Source organism: Candidatus Oscillochloris fontis, from assembly GCF_004138135.1.
Classification (GTDB): domain Bacteria; phylum Chloroflexota; class Chloroflexia; order Chloroflexales; family Chloroflexaceae; genus Oscillochloris; species Oscillochloris fontis.
Genome location: NZ_RYFD01000061.1, coordinates 1 through 18,065, shown reverse-complemented (window position 1 = coordinate 18,065; position 18,065 = coordinate 1). Strand labels below are relative to the sequence as shown.

At 58.5% G+C, this 18,065-nt stretch carries 15 protein-coding genes; 5 read left to right on the top strand and 10 right to left on the bottom strand.

From position 1 onward, the window contains the following. Positions 1-32 precede the first annotated feature (32 nt). Complete coding sequence (locus EKD03_RS16485) at positions 33-569, bottom strand: type 1 periplasmic-binding domain-containing protein (RefSeq protein ID WP_129633259.1); 537 nt, start codon at positions 567-569, stop codon at positions 33-35. Between the two features lie 457 nt (positions 570-1,026). On the opposite strand from EKD03_RS16485, the gene EKD03_RS16480 reads away from it, so the two are divergent. After that, complete coding sequence (locus EKD03_RS16480) at positions 1,027-1,863, top strand: arsenate reductase/protein-tyrosine-phosphatase family protein (RefSeq protein WP_129633257.1); 837 nt, start codon at positions 1,027-1,029, stop codon at positions 1,861-1,863. Positions 1,864-2,055: 192 nt separating this feature from the next. Then, positions 2,056-3,597 (top strand): 4-alpha-glucanotransferase, encoded by a 1,542-nt coding sequence (gene malQ / locus EKD03_RS16475; protein ID WP_129633255.1) that lies wholly within the window; start codon positions 2,056-2,058, stop codon positions 3,595-3,597. On the opposite strand, the gene recF is transcribed toward malQ, so the two are convergent. Both recF and fni read right to left on the bottom strand, forming a co-directional pair. Further along, a complete protein-coding gene (gene recF, locus EKD03_RS16470; RefSeq protein WP_129633253.1) occupies positions 3,585-4,763 on the bottom strand; it encodes a DNA replication/repair protein RecF in 1,179 nt (392 codons plus the stop codon). The two genes, malQ and recF, sit on opposite strands and share 13 nt — an antisense overlap. 3 nt (positions 4,764-4,766) lie before the next feature. Next, entirely contained in the window at positions 4,767-5,801 is a 1,035-nt protein-coding gene (gene fni, locus EKD03_RS16465) for a type 2 isopentenyl-diphosphate Delta-isomerase (protein WP_129633251.1), read from the bottom strand. Positions 5,802-6,208: 407 nt separating this feature from the next. On the opposite strand from fni, the gene EKD03_RS16460 reads away from it, so the two are divergent. After that, a complete protein-coding gene (locus EKD03_RS16460) occupies positions 6,209-7,408 on the top strand; it encodes a DUF445 domain-containing protein (RefSeq protein ID WP_238613560.1) in 1,200 nt (399 codons plus the stop codon). Here EKD03_RS16460 and EKD03_RS16455 read toward each other — a convergent pair. From EKD03_RS16455 to EKD03_RS16435, 5 genes are all read right to left on the bottom strand, one after another. Next, complete coding sequence (locus tag EKD03_RS16455) at positions 7,403-8,080, bottom strand: DUF3307 domain-containing protein (RefSeq protein ID WP_129633247.1); 678 nt, start codon at positions 8,078-8,080, stop codon at positions 7,403-7,405. The two genes, EKD03_RS16460 and EKD03_RS16455, sit on opposite strands and share 6 nt — an antisense overlap. A 188-nt stretch (positions 8,081-8,268) precedes the next feature. Further along, positions 8,269-8,949, bottom strand: a complete 681-nt coding sequence (locus EKD03_RS16450; protein WP_129633245.1) for a Crp/Fnr family transcriptional regulator — start codon at positions 8,947-8,949, stop codon at positions 8,269-8,271. Between the two features lie 108 nt (positions 8,950-9,057). Next, positions 9,058-11,508, bottom strand: a complete 2,451-nt coding sequence (locus tag EKD03_RS16445; protein ID WP_129633243.1) for a putative bifunctional diguanylate cyclase/phosphodiesterase — start codon at positions 11,506-11,508, stop codon at positions 9,058-9,060. A 45-nt stretch (positions 11,509-11,553) separates the two neighbouring features. After that, positions 11,554-12,552 (bottom strand): sugar ABC transporter substrate-binding protein, encoded by a 999-nt coding sequence (locus EKD03_RS16440; RefSeq protein WP_238613559.1) that lies wholly within the window; start codon positions 12,550-12,552, stop codon positions 11,554-11,556. Between the two features lie 114 nt (positions 12,553-12,666). After that, positions 12,667-13,431, bottom strand: coding sequence for an IclR family transcriptional regulator (locus EKD03_RS16435; RefSeq protein ID WP_129633241.1), 765 nt, complete (start codon positions 13,429-13,431; stop codon positions 12,667-12,669). Between the two features lie 124 nt (positions 13,432-13,555). Here EKD03_RS16435 and EKD03_RS16430 point away from each other — a divergent pair, with 124 nt between their 5' ends. Then, positions 13,556-14,824 (top strand): MFS transporter, encoded by a 1,269-nt coding sequence (locus tag EKD03_RS16430; RefSeq protein ID WP_129633239.1) that lies wholly within the window; start codon positions 13,556-13,558, stop codon positions 14,822-14,824. Next, on the top strand, positions 14,817-15,485 hold the full coding sequence (locus EKD03_RS16425) for a nitroreductase family deazaflavin-dependent oxidoreductase (protein ID WP_129633237.1): 669 nt from the start codon (positions 14,817-14,819) through the stop codon (positions 15,483-15,485). The genes EKD03_RS16430 and EKD03_RS16425 overlap by 8 nt, the downstream gene beginning before the upstream one ends. Here the strand turns inward: EKD03_RS16425 and EKD03_RS16420 are convergent. Together EKD03_RS16420 and EKD03_RS16415 are read right to left on the bottom strand one after the other, a co-directional pair. Continuing rightward, positions 15,415-15,960, bottom strand: a complete 546-nt coding sequence (locus EKD03_RS16420; RefSeq protein ID WP_129633235.1) for a shikimate kinase — start codon at positions 15,958-15,960, stop codon at positions 15,415-15,417. The two genes, EKD03_RS16425 and EKD03_RS16420, sit on opposite strands and share 71 nt — an antisense overlap. Before the next feature lie 20 nt (positions 15,961-15,980). Continuing rightward, positions 15,981-17,978, bottom strand: coding sequence for an ATP-binding protein (locus tag EKD03_RS16415; RefSeq protein WP_129633233.1), 1,998 nt, complete (start codon positions 17,976-17,978; stop codon positions 15,981-15,983). Between the last annotated feature and the right edge of the window lie 87 nt (positions 17,979-18,065).

The window sequence follows — 18,065 nt, the reverse complement described above, 5'->3', positions numbered from 1 at the left end:
GTGGCTCGTCCATAGCGGTAGTATGCCGGATTCTACTGATTCTCGCAACTCAGGAGTGACCCACCCTGAACGGATACGCTGGTACCATCACCAAACTCAGCCGAGTTGGTGATCACAAACTGGGCACCCTGGGCCAACAGTTCGTCAATCGCCTGCTCGGTCGTCACATTCGGGCGATCCGCCGAGTTCAACTTGTCAATGAAGATGAACTTCGTACCGGGGATGCGCTCCTCGACATACTTGGCGGCATCGTAGTGGGCTTGGTTCCAGCCGCCATCGTTGGTGGTGCCAACTAGCACCATCCCGAAGACGTATGGCTCTGCGCTCACCTCGGTGGCCTCGGTGGTGGCTTCGGTGGTGGCCTCGGTGGTGGCCTCGGTGGTGGCTTCGGTGGTGGCCTCGGTGGTGGGAACCTCACCGGTGGCCTCGGTGGTCACAGCGGCGGTCGCCTCCGTCGTTACGGCGGGGGCGGTGGTGGGCTGGCTGGCTGGGGCACCGCCACAAGCGGCGAGCGTGGCGCTCAGCACCAGCAACAGCAGGACAAACCAGGGGGTACGTACCGATTGCATAGGACTCCTTGTGGGTATCTGAACCGACGGGAAAAACAAGACGCGGGTAGTGGCGAACCCGTTTCGTCACCTCCCGCGTGGAAGAAGCATGTACGGCAGCCCGGCCTTCATACGAGGAACATCTTCCCAAAGCTGCGTTGCTTGTATATAATTTGCGTTAAATTTCCCGCTGAGTATAGCCGATGCCTTGCCGACTGTCAATCAGTTTCCCGATCATCCCCAGGGCATGTGCAAAGTCACCTCCGGTGGGGGTGCGGGGGCGGCACAGCCGCCCCCGAAGATATTTTTTGGTATGTTTTGGCGGCGAAGCCGCCAAAACATACCAAAAATGGGGTTTGGGGCGTAGCCCCAAGAACTTTGCACATGCCCTGGGTGATCCTTCACCCCTACGGTGAACAGAACAGTTACGTGCTATCATACATGGTAACATTCGCCATTGGATATTTTCTTAACCTCCATGAGCACCGAGCCACCGCTGATCCTGATTGTCGGAGCCGCCGATACCGGTCGCGCACCGATCACCGCCGCTTTGTTACGCCGTATGCTTGCGAGCCACAACCTGCATTGGCGAGTCGCCTCGGCGGGGGTCGTCGGTCACGACAACGAACCGGCCCAGCCGGAGGCGCGTGATGCCATGACGATCTTCGGGATTGAGTTGGGTGAACATCACGCCCGCTCGCTGACCGCCGAATTGGTCGCCGAGGCTCGTCTCCTTCTCGCCACCGATAGTGGGGTGGCACGGGTCTTGCGTTCGCGCCACCCCGCTGCGCTCACCTTCAGCCTGGGGGAATTGGCCGGGCGGCAACGCGACATCCCCGATCCCTTTCGGATGCAGGTGGGGGCGTGGCTCAACTATACCCGTGAGATCGAGTCGCTGTTGCAGGCAGGCTTTGAGCGTCTGGTGGCGCAGATCACTGGCACAAGCGAACCATTGCCGCCTGACCTGCCTCCACCTGTCTCACCATCCCCACCGACTGCACCACTCCCGCGTCGTGAGCCGGTTGAACGCTGCTTGCGCCTGATCGATCTCTTTAGCGAGATGCCCGATGTGGTAGATTGGGACGGCGCACGTCGTCAGATGATGACCGATCTCGATCAACTGCCACCCACTGAACCGAATGATATGGCGCGTCCGTATGCCGCGATCATTCATGCTATGTTGGCCATGACGACTCAGCGCCCTACGTCGGCCCAGGTGGCGCGGTTGCGCAGTGCGCTGGCAACCCTGAACGGTACGGTCAGTGGATCTGAATTGGCGGATCTTAGTACCAGTCTAGCCAGTTATGTAGCCTGAGTCGCGTGTGCTACAATGCCTCAATATGTAATTGTTCACACTTCTCCTAGCATTTCGGTTTTGACGCAAAGACGCAAAGGCGCAAAGCCTTCAACAAAACCTTTGCGTCTTTGCGCCTTTGCGTCAATCAGAAGCTTCCTTTACCCCAAGTGTGAACATTTGCCAACACCTTACCTATGGAGATGATCTACCATGAATTTTTCCCGATCCAGCGGAATCCTGCTGCATCCGACCTCACTGCCTGGGCGTTGGGGTGTCGGTGATCTGGGTACGGCGGCCTATCGCTTTGTAGATTTTCTCGTCGCTGCTGGGCAGACGCTCTGGCAGGTGCTCCCGCTTGGCCCCACCGGCTATGGTGATTCGCCCTACCAGTGCTTCTCGGCCTTTGCCGGTAATCCACTGCTGGTCAGCCTGGATGATCTGGTCGAGTCTGGTCTGCTAGAACAGGTCGAGGTTGAAGCGGCTGCTAGCGCTGTGGGCGATCTGGGCCTCGATCATGTTGAGTATGGCCGCGTGATCAGCTTCAAGTTTGGCTTGCTGCGGGCGAGTTTTCAGCATCTCCGTGCTGGGAAGAACCCCGCATTGGCAGACGAGTTCGTGGCCTTCTGCACTGCCCAAGCGGCGTGGCTCGATGACTACGCGCTTTTTATGGCGCTCAAGAATCATCATGGCGGGGCGAGTTGGAATACGTGGCACCCCGATCTGCGCTCGCGCAAGGCGGCGGCACTGCGTACCGCTAAGAAGGATCTCGCCGAGGAGATCGCGCTTCAGCAGTACCTCCAGTTTCTCTTCTTCCACCAGTGGATGCCGCTCAAAGCCTACGCCAACGGCCTGGGGATCAAGATTATTGGTGATGCGCCGATCTTTGTGGCCTACGATAGCGCCGATGTCTGGGCGAACCCTAACCTCTTTTACCTCGATGCTGAGGGTAACCCGACGGTGGTTGCCGGGGTGCCACCCGACTACTTCAGTGAAACCGGGCAACTCTGGGGCAACCCGCTCTACCGCTGGGCGCGTATGGCGAAGGATGGCTACGCCTGGTGGGTGGCGCGGTTGCGCCAGACCTTCAGCCTCGTTGATATTCTGCGCCTCGATCACTTCCGGGGTTTTGCTGCCTACTGGGAGGTTCCCGCTGCTGAGACGACGGCGATTAATGGCAAGTGGGTGACGGGGCCGGGCGCTGCGCTCTTTACCGCCCTCCACGATGCTCTCGGTGAGTTACCAATCATTGCCGAGGATCTGGGCCTGATTACCCCCGACGTGGACGCCCTGCGTGAGCAGTTTGGCTTCCCCGGCATGAAGGTGCTTCAGTTTGCCTTTGGCGACACCGCCCACAACCCCTATCTGCCCCACAACTACGCGCCTGCTGCGATTGTCTATACCGGTACCCACGACAACAATACCAGCGTCGGTTGGTTCGAGGATATTTCCGAGGCTGAACGTGAAAAGGTGCGCCTCTATATCGGGCGCGATGGCAGCGATATTGCCTGGGATCTCGTGCGCCTCGCACTCATGTCGGTGGCCCAGGTGGCGGTGGTGCCTATGCAAGACATCCTGCGTCTGGGGAGCGATGCGCGTATGAACACTCCCGGACGTGCGGATCGCAACTGGACGTGGCGCTTCCGTGCCGAGGCGTTGGACAACCCCGGCCTCGCATTTGGGATTTGTCTGCTCGCCGAGGCGTATGGCCGTTACGAACCACCCCCGGCGGAGGTGGTTGATCACCCCGGATAAACCTGCCCACCTTCAACCCGCATGCGGGTAATCTCGGCCAGAAACGCCGCCCCAAAATCCCCCAGATCGGTTGCGGTGAGCAAGGTCTGTTGGGCGGGGCGGCGAATCGCCGCGATCAGATGCGTGCGGCGCTGGGTATCCAACTCACTCAACATATCATCAAGCAGCAACACCGGGGTCTCGCCACTGCGTTGCTGCATCAACTCGGCCTCGCCAAGTTTGAGCGCCAGGGTGACACTCCGCTGCTGCCCGCGTGATCCATAGCGCCCCAGATCGATCCCGGCGACGCTGAAACTCATATCATCGCGGTGTGGCCCGATCAGAGTCTGGCCACGGGCGACCTCATCTTGACGCAGGCGGCGCAGTTCCTCACTCAAACGCTGGCTCAGATCATGCGCCGTGCGCGCATCGTCCAACTCCAAACTGGCTTGGTAGCTGATCTGGAGCGGGTTAGTCTCGCCACTGATCGCGCAGAAGAGCGGCCCCACGATCTGATTGAGTTCGGCCACCGCCCGCAGCCGTTCAGCAAGCAGGAAGCCCCCAGCCTGACTCAGTTCCTGATCCCAGTAGGCCAACTCATCATCAATGCCGCGCAACGGGCGACGCCGTTCGCGCCACGCCCGCAACATACTGTTGCGCTGCTGCGCAATCCGTTGGTACTGCGCGAGCGTGCGCACATAGCGCGGATCAAGCTGCGAGAGCGTGATGTCAATATAGCGCCGCCGCTCGGCAGGTGGCCCATCCACCAGCGCCAGATCGACCGGAGTAAAGAGGACAACCCGCAGTTGGCCCACCAGATCGAGCGCACGGGCGGGGCGCTTATCCACCCGCACCAGCTTCTGCGCCCCGTTGGTGAGCTGGCCCTCCTCATCGGCGCGGCGCTGCACCAACACCTCCAGGCGCACATGGCTCATGCGGCGCTGCACCTCGGCGGCCACCCGCGCAAAGGGCAACACCCCCGCCTCACCCAAGGCATCCCAGCGTACCAGATCATGATCGCTGCGGCTGCGTGGCGAACGGGTAGTCGCCAAATAAAAGAGCGCCTCCAGCAGACTCGTCTTGCCGGAGGCGTTGGGGCCATAGAAGAGCGTAATCCCAGGTGCAAGCTGAAGATCGATCCGCTGGTAGTTGCGGAAATCACGCAGGCTGAACTGGGAGATGTGCATAGATTAGGCGGCCAGACGCAATGCGCGCAGGGCGCGCAGATCAACACAGCCACTACACAGCATCGCCACGCGCAGTTCGCGCAGGAACGCCTCCAGCCCCTCGATCACCGCCTCAGCCCCGCGCTCACTGATCGAGTCGGCCAGCGCCGGTTTGGCTGTGCCCACAACGTCGGCACCCAGCGCAATCGCCTTGGCCACATCCACCCCGGTACGGACTCCCCCCGACCCGATGATCGTCACCTGGGGCAGCGCGGCGTGTACCTCGCGGATACACTCGGCGGTGGGGATGCCCCAATCGGCAAACGCCCCTGCCACCCGGCGGCCATGGTCGTTGGTCTGGCGGAAGCGCTCCACCTCGCTCCAACTTGTACCACCCGCCCCGGCCACATCAATCACCCGCACCCCACACTCATAGAGGCGGCGGGCGTCATCAGCGCCGATCCCGTTACCAACCTCCTTGATCACCACCGGCACCGGCAGCGCCCTACACACCGCCTCGATCTTACCCAGCAGCCCCTTGAAGTTGGTATTGCCCTCGGGTTGCACCGCCTCTTGCAGCGGGTTGAGGTGCAGAATCAGCGCATCGGCCTCGATCATCTCGACGGCGCGACGGCACTCTTCGATCCCATAGCCATAGTTGAGTTGCACCGCACCAACATTGGCCAAGAGCGCAATAGTAGGAGCCACCCGGCGGACCTGGTAGGTGTGGGCTAGGCGCGGATCAGCAATTGCCGCCCGCTGCGAACCAACCCCCATCGCCAAACCCAAATACTCCGCCGCCTCAGCCAGCGCCAGATTGATCTGCTCGGCCACACTCGCGCCGCCAGTCATCGAACTGATCAGCAGTGGTGCCCGGAGCGACTTGCCCAAAAATGTCGTGCGGGTATCAATCTCGGCCAGATCGATCTCAGGAATCGCCGTATGTGGCAATCGGTATGCGCCGAACCCAGTGGATACGCCCTTTGCGGCCACATCCTCGTTCAGCACGATCCGGATATGATCGACCTTGCGCCCCTCCGTCGGCCTCTCGTCCGGCATCGCACGCTCCTTTGTGCCTGTATCGCTTGCGGGTAACGCAGCGGATCATACCAGCAAAGCAAAAGAGCGTCAAACCTCTGTCCGCCCGTGATCATCGTGTAGGGGCGAAGCATCGCCCACCAACCTTGTTCGGGTTGCCCCGGCAACATGGTGGGCGATGCTTCGCCCCTACCCCTACCCCGCCCACCAACCTTGTTCGGGTTGCCCCGGCAACATGGTAGGCGATGCTTCGCCCCTACCCCTACCCCGCCCACCAACCTTGTTCGGGTTGCCCCGGCAACATGGTGGGCGATGCTTCGCCCCTACCCCGCCCGCCCGTGGTAGAATTCAGAAGTAGAATAGGCAATACTACTGATCCTCACCTCATATCTATGGACAAGACACAACCTGCAACCGACTTGCGCAACATGCAACGCCTCGCAACCGGCTTGCTCATTCTCGTCACGATCATCTTTGCGGTAACCCGCTATTATGAGCAATACTGGCACTGGCTTGGCTTCATCCGCGCCTTTTCCGAAGCCGCGATGATCGGCGCACTCGCCGATTGGTTTGCGGTGACAGCCCTCTTCCGCCACCCACTCGGTATTCCCATCCCGCATACCGCGATTATTCCTGAACGCAAGGAGCGCATTGCGGTCAGTTTTGGGCGTTTTGTCGAGACCAATTTCCTCGATCCCGATAAGATTGCCGAACGGCTCAGCCGCCAGGATCTTGCGGTACGGCTTGCCCGCACCATGCGCCAGCCGGCGCGCGCCAACCAAGTGGCCGACTTTGTCGCCGAGACGATAGGCGGCTTACTCAAGGTTGCCAACGACGATGACGTAGAGAAGTTGCTGGCTCAGGGGCTTTCGGATCGCCTCGGCGCGATACCAGTCGCTCCGCTGCTCGGTCGAATCCTCCAGACCACCGCCGCCGATCAGCGCCACCGTCAGATCTTAATCCAGGTGGTCGAGGTTGGCACGATCTGGATCGAGGCCAACCAGACCGCCATCCGGCGGCGCATCGCCTCCGAACTGCCGCGCTGGCTCCCGCCGATTGTTGACCAGAAGATCTACGAGAAGCTCCTCGAAGCTGCCCGCCGCATGCTCGGCGAACTCGCCATGAACCCCAACCATCCCCTCTACGACGACTTCACCGCCATGATTGACGAGTGGATCGAGAACCTTCAGCACGACCCCGAAGTGCGGGCGCGGGGTGAAGAACTTAAAGCAGAGTTCCTCGCTCAACCACTGCTCCGTGAGGTCTCCGCTTCGGCGTGGCAGGATTTCAAGGATGGCCTCGTGACCCAGAGTACCGTCGCGAACTCCCCGCTGCGCCAGTCCATCGCCTCCGGCCTCTCCCACCTCGGCGATGCGCTCGAACATGATCCAGAGTGGCGCGCCAAGGTGGACAGTTGGGCCGAAGGGATGATCCGCTTCATTGTCGGACGCTACGGGCGGGTCGCGGGTGAATTTATCACCCAGACGGTCAATAGTTGGGATGCAGTAGAGACCTCGCGCAAGATTGAGCTTCAGTTCGGGCGCGACCTGCAATTTATTCGTATCAACGGAACCGTCGTGGGCGGATTGGCCGGGTTGGTTATTTATACCGTCTCGACCTTTTTATAACACCAACGTCAACACCGCTCCCAGGCTCGCCGCTACTAATACCACCACCATCAACCCCAACGGCGAATCGAGCGGGTGCCCCGATGCCGGGTGGCGCGTGGCGGCGGCGATCCCGGCCAGGGTCGCGGGCAATGCCACCGGTGTCACAAAGATTGCGAGGCTCAGCACCACCACCGCCGCGACCAAACTGCGCACCCGCGCCGCTGCCGCCAACGAGGCATGCTTGAAGGTCGGGTCGAGCGCCACAATCAGCGTGATCGGGGCCGCAAAACTGGCCAGTAAGTAGCAGATCGCGTAGATCGCGGGCAGTGCGAAGGCCGAGGTTTGGAGCGACCAGACCTGCTCCAGTGGTAGGGCGAGACTCAACCCGATGATGATCGTCACCGCGTGGATGACCTGATCCAGGAGGAAGGCCAGCAACGGCGAGCGCACCATCCGATCTCCATACTGAATCTTCCAGTGATCCGCGCCGAAGTGAACCACACTAATCCCCATCATCACCGGCCAGAGCGCCGCCGCACGCGGCTCAAAGGGGATGATCGCCAGCATACAGACCAACACCAACCCGACATGGATCACGAGGCCATACCAGTAGCGTTTGCGCTGAATCAGCCACAGTGGTTGCAACATAAAATCGGCGACGAGGTGGGCGAGGAAAAAAAGGTACAGCATAGTAAGCCTCCATGTCTTCCAGGGAGATCGAGTAAAGATGTTCGTAACCACATCATGATGGGGGGAAACCGATTCGCACTCCTACGCGGAACTGCTCGTTGACGCAAAGGCGCGAAGACGCAAAGATAGGCATTGGTTATGCGCTTGAAGACTTTGCGCCTTTGCGTCTTTGCGTCAAGATCTTGAATCTACACACTCACCTGCTCAAGCTGCGCCAGGTTTAACACACTCAGCCGGGCGCGCTCGATCTGGATGAGTCCCTGCTCGCGCAGCCCCCCCAGGACGCGGTTGACCGTCTCGCGGGTGGTGCCGGCCAAACTAGCCAGATCGTCTTGGGTCAGATGCAAGTTAATGCGCGTGGTACCCTGCTCAACAATCCCGTGCTGATCGGCCAGATCGAGCAGGGTGCGTACCACCCGTTGTGGGGCCGAGGTGCTGGCCAGATGCTCGATATAGGTATTGCTGTGGCGCAGCCGTGCTGAGAGTTCCTCCAGCACACTCACCGCAATATCTGGGTCGCTACGGATCGCCTCTAGGAACGCCGTGCGGTGCAGAGTCAGCGTCGTGGTGGTGCGCATCGCCACCGCCGAGGCCGAACGCTCGTGGCCATCGAGGAGCGACAACTCGCCGAAGAAGTCGCCATCACGGAAGATAGTGACCGATATCTCCTGGCCGAGTTGGCTATTGGTATAGATGCGCACCTGCCCAGCGACGATCAGATAGAGCGTATGACCCAGGCTGCCTTGGCAAAAGATCGTCGCCCCACGCATAAAAGTCTGGCACCCCAAGCTCGCCGAGAGCAGCCGCAGGTGAGCTTCATCGAGACGGGCAAACATCGGGACGCCACGGAGGAGTTCGAGATTATTCATGAGGCGGCGCTCCTTCCCAGAGATCTAACCACCAGTAGTGAGGTGATGCTTAGATTATAGTTGGATAGCGCCATTTCTTCTATGACCGCTATCACGCTTCTGGGCGATCTAAAACGCCACCGGCTCTCTATTCAATCCGTTGGTTAAGAGCATAGTCACCTGATTAGCGCGAATCGGCAAGCTGAAGAGGTTACCCTGCGCCAAATCACAGCCGTGTTTGCTGAGAAACTCCTGCTGCCCGCTATGCTCCACTCCTTCGGCAATGATCTTCAGCCCCAACACATGCCCCATCGCAATGATCGCACTCGTAAGGGTCGCAGCATCAAGGCTCGTACTAATGTCATTCACAAACGAACGGTCAATCTTCACATTATTCGCCGGGAGGCGTTTGAGGAAGGCCAGCGATGAGTAGTTGGTACCAAAATCGTCAATCGCGATCTGAATCTCCAGATCACTGAGTTGTTCGAGGATACTGATCGTGCGCTCGGTGTCGGTCATGATCGCTCGTTCGGTAATCTCCAACTGAATACTACGCGGCGAGATCTTCGTCTCCAGCATGATGGCTTGGATCTGTTCAACTAAGCGCATATTCTGGAAATTGCGGGCCGAGAGATTGATCGAGACCCCCAATGTGGGATGGCCTGCCTCGTGCCAATGGCGCAGATCGGTACATGCCGAACGTAGCACCCACATATCAATCTGTTGGATCAGTTCGGTCTCTTCGGCCAGTGGCAAGAAATCTTTTGGCGCGACCTCACCTCGTTCAGGGTGGTGCCAGCGGATCAATGCCTCAAACCCCTGGATCGCCCCGTTGTCGAGCCTGATAATCGGCTGGTACGAGATGTGTAACTCATGACGCCCAATCGCATGGCGCAGATCAGCTTCGAGGCGCAAGATCTCCATACTCTGCTGGTGCATCGCATCATCAAAGATCATATAGCCCGTGCCACCCGCAGCTTTAGCCCGATACATCGCGGTATCAGCCTCGCGCAACAGATCTTCGGGGTTTGCGTAGGTGTTGCTGATGATGGCGATGCCAATACTGGCGCGTAATGCCACCTCGACCCCCTGGATCTCAAAGGGTGCGCCCAACTCCTGTTTGATCCGATCCGCAATCTGAATCGCCTCATCGGTGCCATTAAGTTGGTTAAGGAGAATCGCAAATTCATCGCCACCCAGGCGTGCCAGCGTATCGTCCATGCGTACCGCTGCTCGCAGGCGGCGCGCCGTAATGATCAAGACTTGGTCGCCTGCGGCATGACCAAGGCTATCATTGACGATCTTGAAGCGATCAAGATCGAGGAAGAGCACCGCTGCGCTACTCTCTTCACCAGCTTGTGTTCGGGCTAAGGTCATTGCCAACTGTTCACTAAAATAGACACGGTTGGGTAGCCCCGTCAGCGCATCGTGGGTCGCCTGGTGGCGCAGTTGATCCTCAATCTTCCAGCGCATCTGGAGGCTCTCGCTAAACAGATTGAACCAGCGCGTCAGTTCGGCAATCTCATCATGGCCGCGCACCGGGAGCGGAGCCTCCCACCCCGGCACATCGGCGCGGTAGAGTTGGAAGCGCCGGGTGAGTTGGCGTAGCGGAGCGACAATGGTGTAAGAGAAGATGATCGCGGCTGCACCGGCAATCGTAAAGGCAACCAGCAGTGCGATTCCCATGGCGGTACTGATCGTTGCCGCCCGCGCACTGAGCGTCTTTGTTGGGATCAGACTCATCACCGCCCAGCCATGACGGCTGAGACGGGCGTAGCTCACCAACAACTCCTCGCCATCAATGGTGGCTGTGAAATCGTCTTGGGTGGATTGGAGCCGCTCTTTGAGATCACTGCTCAATTGTGAGCCGATTATCTGCTGGTTGGGGTGGTAGACAATGCGTTGTTCACTATCCACAACGATCAGAATACCCCCCGCACCCAAATCAATGCGCCGGAAGTGTTCGTACAGATAGTCAATGTCATAGTTGACGACTAACGCCGCAATGGGGCGCGTGGTCGGGGAACCCCGATCCGTGATGCTGATCAGCCGCAGAACGGTGAGCACCTGTTCGGTGTTCGAGACCGTATTGACATTCTGCTCGATCCCCGCCCACATCTCCGATGGCCCTAAACTGCGCGCACGGAGAACGAGACGATCCCGAACATCAGTCCGAATATTCGATATGTCGAGGGTGTCTCCCACATGGTAGTGGTTGCCCCCTAAGGTGAAGATGTCTATCGAGACCAACCCGCGCAGGTTGGCATAGCCATCCAGAATATAGCCAATCCGCGCTTGGGTGGCGAGGCGGGTATAGCTATCCTCCGGGGCCGGTTCTTCTGCGAGGGCATGGGTGATCGTCTCGACACTCGATATATTGGTGATCAGGCTCTCGATCTGATCCAGTTGCAGATCAAGATATTCCTGTTGTTGTTGAATGAGTTGACTCGTTGAGCGTTTCAACTCGTCACGCAACGTGGTACGGGATACCTCGTATGCGGACAGCCCAACGATCAGCAGCGGAATGATGCTGGCCAGGTGCAAAAAGATGATAAATTTGATCGTCAGGCTCAGCTTCATAGCTGCGAGAATGATCCCTCATTCGTAGTTCAGGCATCAGGTATGCTATTGATCAATCAATTGTACCGGAATAAGTGTCTCGGCGGGTAGTTGTTCACCCGCCAGCAACTGAACCGCATACTGAACTCCCAAATACCCCTGCTGGGCCGCCTGCTGATCAATCGTTGCGACCAGCCGCCCATTGCTGACGGCAACCCGCGCTTCGGGGAGTGCATCAAAGCCGGCGACCAACACATCGCTCCGTCCGATCTCTTCTAGATACTTTAGGCTACCGAAGGCCATCATATCATTCGCGCAGAAGATTGCCCCGACTTGGGGGTGTTCTTTCAATAACCGACTGGTGACCTCATAGGACTCATCAATCTTCCAGTGGGCACTCTCGATGGCCACAATTGTGATGTTGGGATTTTCCGCAAAGGCTTTGCGCGCACCGTTGGTACGATCAATCGCGTTCTGGGCGGTGGGAATTCCCTCTAATACGATCACTTCGGTAGGGGTGGTGATGCGCTGGCTGATCATTTGCGCCGCTTGGTAGGCTCCATCCACGTTATCCACGCTAATGAAGGGCACGCCCACGAGGCCCATCTCGTAGACAAGGCTCTCATCGAGGCGGTTATCAACATTCACGATCACGATCCCGGCCTCTTGGGCACGCCGTAACACCGGCACCAGACTCGTCGAATCACCAGGGGCAACCACAATCGCATCCACTTGATCCAGAATCAGGCGCTCGATGATCGCGATCTGCTGGTCAATCGAGGTCTCTTGGGCCGCCGTCTTGACAATCAGCGTGATGCCGAGTTCGCTCTCCGCCATGCGTGCCCCCCGCTCCATCTCGGCAAAGAAGGGGTTGGTGAGGGTCTTCATCACCAGCGCGATGTGTGGTTGTCCACTGCTTACCTGCTGCTCAGCATCGTGGCGCGTGTTGGTTGGCTCGATCAGTGAGAGGTTGGGTGCAGGCTGACTACAGCCCACCAGCCCATCTACTATGAGGAGCAGCGTGGCGAGTATCCAGAAGGTATGTATATTGTTGGTGTGTCTCAAAGTAATGCCCCTTGCACTTGGGCATAGGTGTTGGCCTTATGCTACGGTTATACCGCAACCTTTATGTTACCAGCAATTGGGTGGATATGGTAGAGATATTGGTTGGATCTGTTCCTAGTCTTTGCCAACAAAACCCAATGCGGCACTGCAAGCCAGCGCTTCGGCACATACTTGTGGCCCCAGGCTGATCGCACGCTCGATGCTTAGACGGTTACTTGGCCCAGAGATGCTCAGGGCTGCGATACAACGCCCAGTACGGTCGAAGATCGGGGCCGCCACACAGCAGACGCCCAGATCGCGCTCCTCATCATCAAGCGCAAAGCCACGCTCGGCTGAGAGGTGCAGTTCGCTGCGTAGTGCCTCGGCACTCACCAAGGTCTTGGTCGTCCAAGGGCGGCGGGCCACCTCGGCCAAGTAGCGCTCACGCTCCACTTCCGGCATCGTGGCGAGGATGGCCTTCCCTCCGGCGGTACAATAGAGCGGCACCCGCTGCCCCACCTCCGTAAAGAGGCGCACCAAATGTGGGCTAGGAACCTGTTCACTATAGGCGACTTCGCGCCCTTGGAGCACGAGTAGATTGCTCGTCTCGCCCGTTGCTTCGGTGAGACGTTGTAACGCCGGGCGCGCCACACCTGCCAAACTGAAGCGGCGGCTGGTAGCTGCCCGCGTCGCTACCTGGAGGAGTTGCGGGCCTGGCCCGTACCGCCGATTGCTTGGATCTTGACTCACGTAGCCGCGTCCGGCGAGGCTGTTCAATAAACGGTGAACGGTTCCTACGGGTAGGCCGAGTTGCCCACTCAGTTGCGATACACTTAGGTCGTCTTCGGCTTCGGCTAATGCCTCTAAGACATCTAACGCTCGGTCGAGCGATTGGATCATGCGTTTTTCCAGCTTGTGAACTATCTTTCCGTCTATAGGAATGATAGCCACGAATGGGCCGGGCTGTCAATAGGGTACAATATGGCCCGTTACCGACCTCTCTGGTCGGATGTTGGGAGGTTCTATGCGTATGCAGCTACCGCGTGATCTTCTGCGTTCGCTCGCTTATCCGCGTGATCTCTCCGAACGCAACATCCGCAATGTCTTTATTGATGGGATTGGGGTCGGGATTGTTGCCGGTGTCGGCACTTTCCTAGCGGTCTTCTTAGTGCGCCTTGGTGCATCGAGCCTGCTGGTGGGTTTGCTTACCGCACTTCCCGCACTCACCGGAGCCATCCTGGCGGTGCCCATCGGTGCCTTTCTGGAGCGCCAGCGCAACATTGTCCCCTGGTACTCCGGGATGCGCGTCTGGGTGCTCTGGTCGTATGCGATCTTTGGCCTCTTGCCCTTTTTCATCCCCCTGGCGGCGGTGCCGTGGACGGTAATTGTGATCTGGGCGCTGGTGACGATCCCATCAACCTTTGTCAATCTTGCCTTTACGCTTGTCATGGGTGGCGTGGCTGGGCCAGGGCGGCGCTTCTTTGTGATGAGTCTGCGCTGGTCAAGCCTCGGTGCGGTGAGTGCGATCACGGTGATGCTGGTGGGCGCGATTCTTGATCGTATCGCGTTTCCGCTCAACTACCAACTCGTCTTTATCGGTTCCTTCTTTGGTGGTCTGCTCAGTTTTCTCTTCTCACGTTCGATCCAACTTCCCGATAACCCGCCCACTGTGCGCCAAACGATGCCCCTACGCACTTGGTTTACCACGCTGGGTTCCGCCTTGAGCCACGCTCCACCCGCATTTCGCAACTATGCCCTCAGCACCTTTGTCTTTCGCAGTGGGGTCGCAATGGCGCTGCCGCTCTTCCCGCTCTACTGGGTGCGCCAAATCGGGGCCAGCGATACCTGGATTGGCATCATCTCCACCGCCAGTAGTGCCGTCCTGATTATCGCCTACTTTCTCTGGTCACTGGCGGTGCGTAGATTGGGGATCGGGGTGGTGCTGCTGATGAGCAGTTTTGGGATGACGCTCTACCCCTTTGCGACCGCTGCGACCAGTTCGGTGCTGCTGTTAGCGATCTTTGCCGGTTTTTCCGGCTTCTTTGTCGCCGGAAATGATCTGGTCAACTTTGATCTTGTCCTCAGCACGACACCACAGGAGCATCAGGCAACCTATATCGGCCTCTTTCAGATGCTTCAGAATGTGGCACTCTTTATCATGCCGATGTTGGGTACGATAGTGGCCGATCTCACTGGGCTACATCTCGCCCTGATCGTCGCTGGGGTGCTGCGGATGGTTGGGTTTGTGCTCTACCTTTGGTTACGTATTGGAATCGAGGAATACCATGTCTGATCCGAACTCCTGGCTCGAACGGACCTTACGCCAAGCATTCCGCTATCTCAATTGGTGGATGCTGCTTTTGTGGCGTTTGGGTCTTGGCCCCTGGCTGAGCCTTACGCCCCAGATCTCTGGCCGCTATCTGGTACTCAACCACATTGGCCGCAAGAGTGGCCTACGCCGACGGACACCGCTCAACTTTGCCGAAATAGACGGAACGATCTACATCACGGCGGGCTTTGGCGCGATCAGTGATTGGTATCGCAACCTGCTTGCCAACCCCCAGGTCGAACTCTGGTTGCCGCATACCCGTTGGCGGGGCGTAGCACATGAACTGCCGCAGGATCATCCGCAGCGAATCGAGTTGCTGCGGGAGGTGCTCAAGGGTAGCGGGTTCGTCGCCCCACTCATGGGCGTCAACCCCTATACCATGAGTGACGCCCAACTCGCGGCGGCGAGTACCGCCTATCGCTTGATCGCAATGACCCAAGAAGAACCCGCTACTGGTGCCGATGGCCCCGGCGATCTGGCCTGGATCTGGCTGGTCTTCGCGGTCGCCTTCACTCTGATCAACCTGCCGCGCCTGATCCCACCCCGATGTGGGGCTACCCCCGCTGCGTCTGCTCCAGAATCCTGTAGGCCCGTACCACCTCGGCAGCGACCTGCAAGGGATTGAGTCGATCCGTATGAATTGTCCAGTCGGCAAGTGCATAGATCGGTTGGCGCTGCGCTTTAAGCCGCCGCACCTTCTCCAGCGGATCTTCGCTATCCAGGAGCGGACGAATCGCATCCGGCTCATCGCGCTGGCGCTGCAACCGCGCATGGATCAATTCTGGCCGACCTTCCAGGCAGATGATCCAGCCGGTTGCCTGCATAAAGCTACGATTCTCGGCCTGTAATGGTAGCCCACCACCCGTGGCGATCACAGCAGCTTGCTCGGTATCCAATTCCTGCAACGCAGCACTCTCATCATCGCGGAAACGCTCTTCACCCTCGTGAGCGAAGATCTCCGTGATGCTCATGCCGCGCCGTTCGGCGATCATCTGGTCAAGATCATAAGCCAACCACTCTAGTTGAGCGGCGGCCAACTGAGCCACGGTTGATTTGCCGGTACCACTAAAACCGATCAAGTAGATGCGCGCTGCGTTCATGCCGATTCCTCTGGTAGCCCTCAAGAGATCAGTTCATGGGCAATGATGCTCCGAAACTGCTCTTCAATCCATGCCCAGGCACTATCATAGCGCATCTTGATGCAGGCGAGATCATCGCGGAACGCGAGCGAATGTAGATCCTTCGCATGCATTTCAAGCGCAGCGCAGGCAGCAGCGACCCCGATGGCCCCAAGTTGCTGGCTGCCACCGCGTAGCTTATGCGCTAACCGTCCTACCAGCGCATGATCCCCCTGCTCAATAGCGTGATTAAGGGCACTGATCTGAGTTGGCAGTTCGTTCAGGTACATGTCGCGTACTAGGACAACCGCTTGGCTCTTCGGCATCTGAAGCGAGATGATCAGGCGTTCAATCGTCTCCCAATCCACCTGCGCCTCGTCCGCTCCAGATATGCGCGTGATCGGTGTTGGTGTTGCCGCCATCCCTGTGGCTGGTTCGTTCCTTTCCACCGGATTCAGCACGCGCTGAAGATCCTCCAACTGTACTGGCTTGCTGAGGTAATCGTCCATCCCCGCCTCCAAATAGCGCTCGCGATCCCCCCGTAGCGCCGAGGCGGTCAGCGCGATGATGCGCGGCTGGATGATCTCGTCCCCCAAGGTGCGAATGTGGCGTGTGGCCGTCTCGCCATCCAGGATCGGCATCTGGATGTCCATCAGTACCAGATCATAAGCGGTGGCGCGTACTGCACTGATCGCAGCCTGCCCATTATCCACCACATCCGGTATCGTCCCCAGTTGTTCGAGCATGCGCCGCAACACCTTCTGGTTGATCAGGTTGTCCTCGACAACCAGTACCCGCTGGGTCGCATTCGAACGACTCGGGTGCAGCGTGTTGCTCACCGGAGCTATCGCAGCTATCTCTAGGCTGATGGTGAGCGTAAAAGTTGTGCCTACACCCATGGTGCTACTTACCTCAAGCCTTCCTCCCATGAGCTCAACCAATTGCTGGCTGATCGTCAAACCTAGCCCACTCCCGGCATTCTGCTGCATAAGGGTATGTTCGATCTGAACAAATGGTTTGAAGATCTGCTCGATCTGATCGGATGGAATGCCTACTCCGGTGTCGTGAACCGTGATCTGGACTTCGTAACGCTGTTCAGATTGCAATTGACCCCGTACAATCAATTCAACCATCCCCTGTTCGGTGAATTTGACCGCATTGAAGAGTAGATTGACTAGCACTTGCCGCAACCGACCACTATCGCCGATCAGGCTTGTCGGCAGATCGGGTGCGATCTGAAGGCTGATGGGCAGCCGTTTGTTATGTGCGCTCTGCTGCACCAAATCCAGGGCCACCCGACACACGGTGCGCAGGTCGAAGGGCTGCTGAACCAGATCGAGTTGCCCCGCTTCTATCTTCGAGACATCCAGAATATCACCGATCAGACTCAGGAGCGTCTTGCCTCCCGTGTTAATGATCTGGACATTCTCATACTGTTCTGGGTTGAGCTGGCTCTCCAAGAGGAGGCTCGACATGCCAATAATCGCCGTCATTGGTGTGCGAATCTCGTGGCTCATATGGGCCAGGAAGGTTGACTTGGCCCGATCCGCCGCCTCCGCCGCCTCCTTGGCCCGCACTAAGGCTCTTTCGGCCTTCTTCTGCTGGGTGATTTCGCGTACCAATACCATGCAGCGATCTGCGACGATATGCACGACCCGTGCCTCAAAATTGCGCTCCTCATCCATCGGCAGGCTGTATTCAAAGGTCATGATCGCTTGGCTCGCGATTACCTGCTCAAGCGCGACGATTGCCGGTTCGCTCACATCGGGTGGCAATACACTGCGTAGATCTTGGCCGATAAAGGCACTTGGTGGCACCAAGAGTTGCGTTGATGGCGGGCAGTGGTAGTCAATAATAACTCCATCACGGCGCATAATAAAAAACATGTCCGGCATTGCATCACGCAAGGCCCGCAGTTGTGCCTCACTCTCCGCCAACGCTTGGCGCGCCTGCCACCCCCGTTGCGAACTGGCCATCATTTCGGCTGCGGTACGCAGCAATTGGATACTCGTATCCGTTCACGCCCCCCCAGCAGGCAGTAATTGTGGGGCAGGCTGATTCGCCCAATACGCCGTAACCGCAGCGAT

What these genes read in the sequence shown, in the direction of transcription:
- EKD03_RS16430 (WP_129633239.1), top strand. Translation starts at nt 13,556, where the DNA reads ATGCGTATGCAGCTACCGCGTGATCTTCTGCGTTCGCTCGCTTATCCG.
- EKD03_RS16480 (WP_129633257.1), top strand. Translation starts at nt 1,027, where the DNA reads ATGAGCACCGAGCCACCGCTGATCCTGATTGTCGGAGCCGCCGATACC.
- EKD03_RS16425 (WP_129633237.1), top strand. Translation starts at nt 14,817, where the DNA reads ATGTCTGATCCGAACTCCTGGCTCGAACGGACCTTACGCCAAGCATTC.
- EKD03_RS16460 (WP_238613560.1), top strand. Translation starts at nt 6,209, where the DNA reads ATGCAACGCCTCGCAACCGGCTTGCTCATTCTCGTCACGATCATCTTT.
- EKD03_RS16455 (WP_129633247.1), bottom strand. Translation starts at nt 8,080, where the DNA reads ATGCTGTACCTTTTTTTCCTCGCCCACCTCGTCGCCGATTTTATGTTG.
- EKD03_RS16450 (WP_129633245.1), bottom strand. Translation starts at nt 8,949, where the DNA reads ATGAATAATCTCGAACTCCTCCGTGGCGTCCCGATGTTTGCCCGTCTC.
- EKD03_RS16435 (WP_129633241.1), bottom strand. Translation starts at nt 13,431, where the DNA reads ATGATCCAATCGCTCGACCGAGCGTTAGATGTCTTAGAGGCATTAGCC.
- fni (WP_129633251.1), bottom strand. Translation starts at nt 5,801, where the DNA reads ATGCCGGACGAGAGGCCGACGGAGGGGCGCAAGGTCGATCATATCCGG.
- malQ (WP_129633255.1), top strand. Translation starts at nt 2,056, where the DNA reads ATGAATTTTTCCCGATCCAGCGGAATCCTGCTGCATCCGACCTCACTG.
- EKD03_RS16445 (WP_129633243.1), bottom strand. Translation starts at nt 11,508, where the DNA reads ATGAAGCTGAGCCTGACGATCAAATTTATCATCTTTTTGCACCTGGCC.
- EKD03_RS16420 (WP_129633235.1), bottom strand. Translation starts at nt 15,960, where the DNA reads ATGAACGCAGCGCGCATCTACTTGATCGGTTTTAGTGGTACCGGCAAA.
- EKD03_RS16485 (WP_129633259.1), bottom strand. Translation starts at nt 569, where the DNA reads ATGCAATCGGTACGTACCCCCTGGTTTGTCCTGCTGTTGCTGGTGCTG.
- recF (WP_129633253.1), bottom strand. Translation starts at nt 4,763, where the DNA reads ATGCACATCTCCCAGTTCAGCCTGCGTGATTTCCGCAACTACCAGCGG.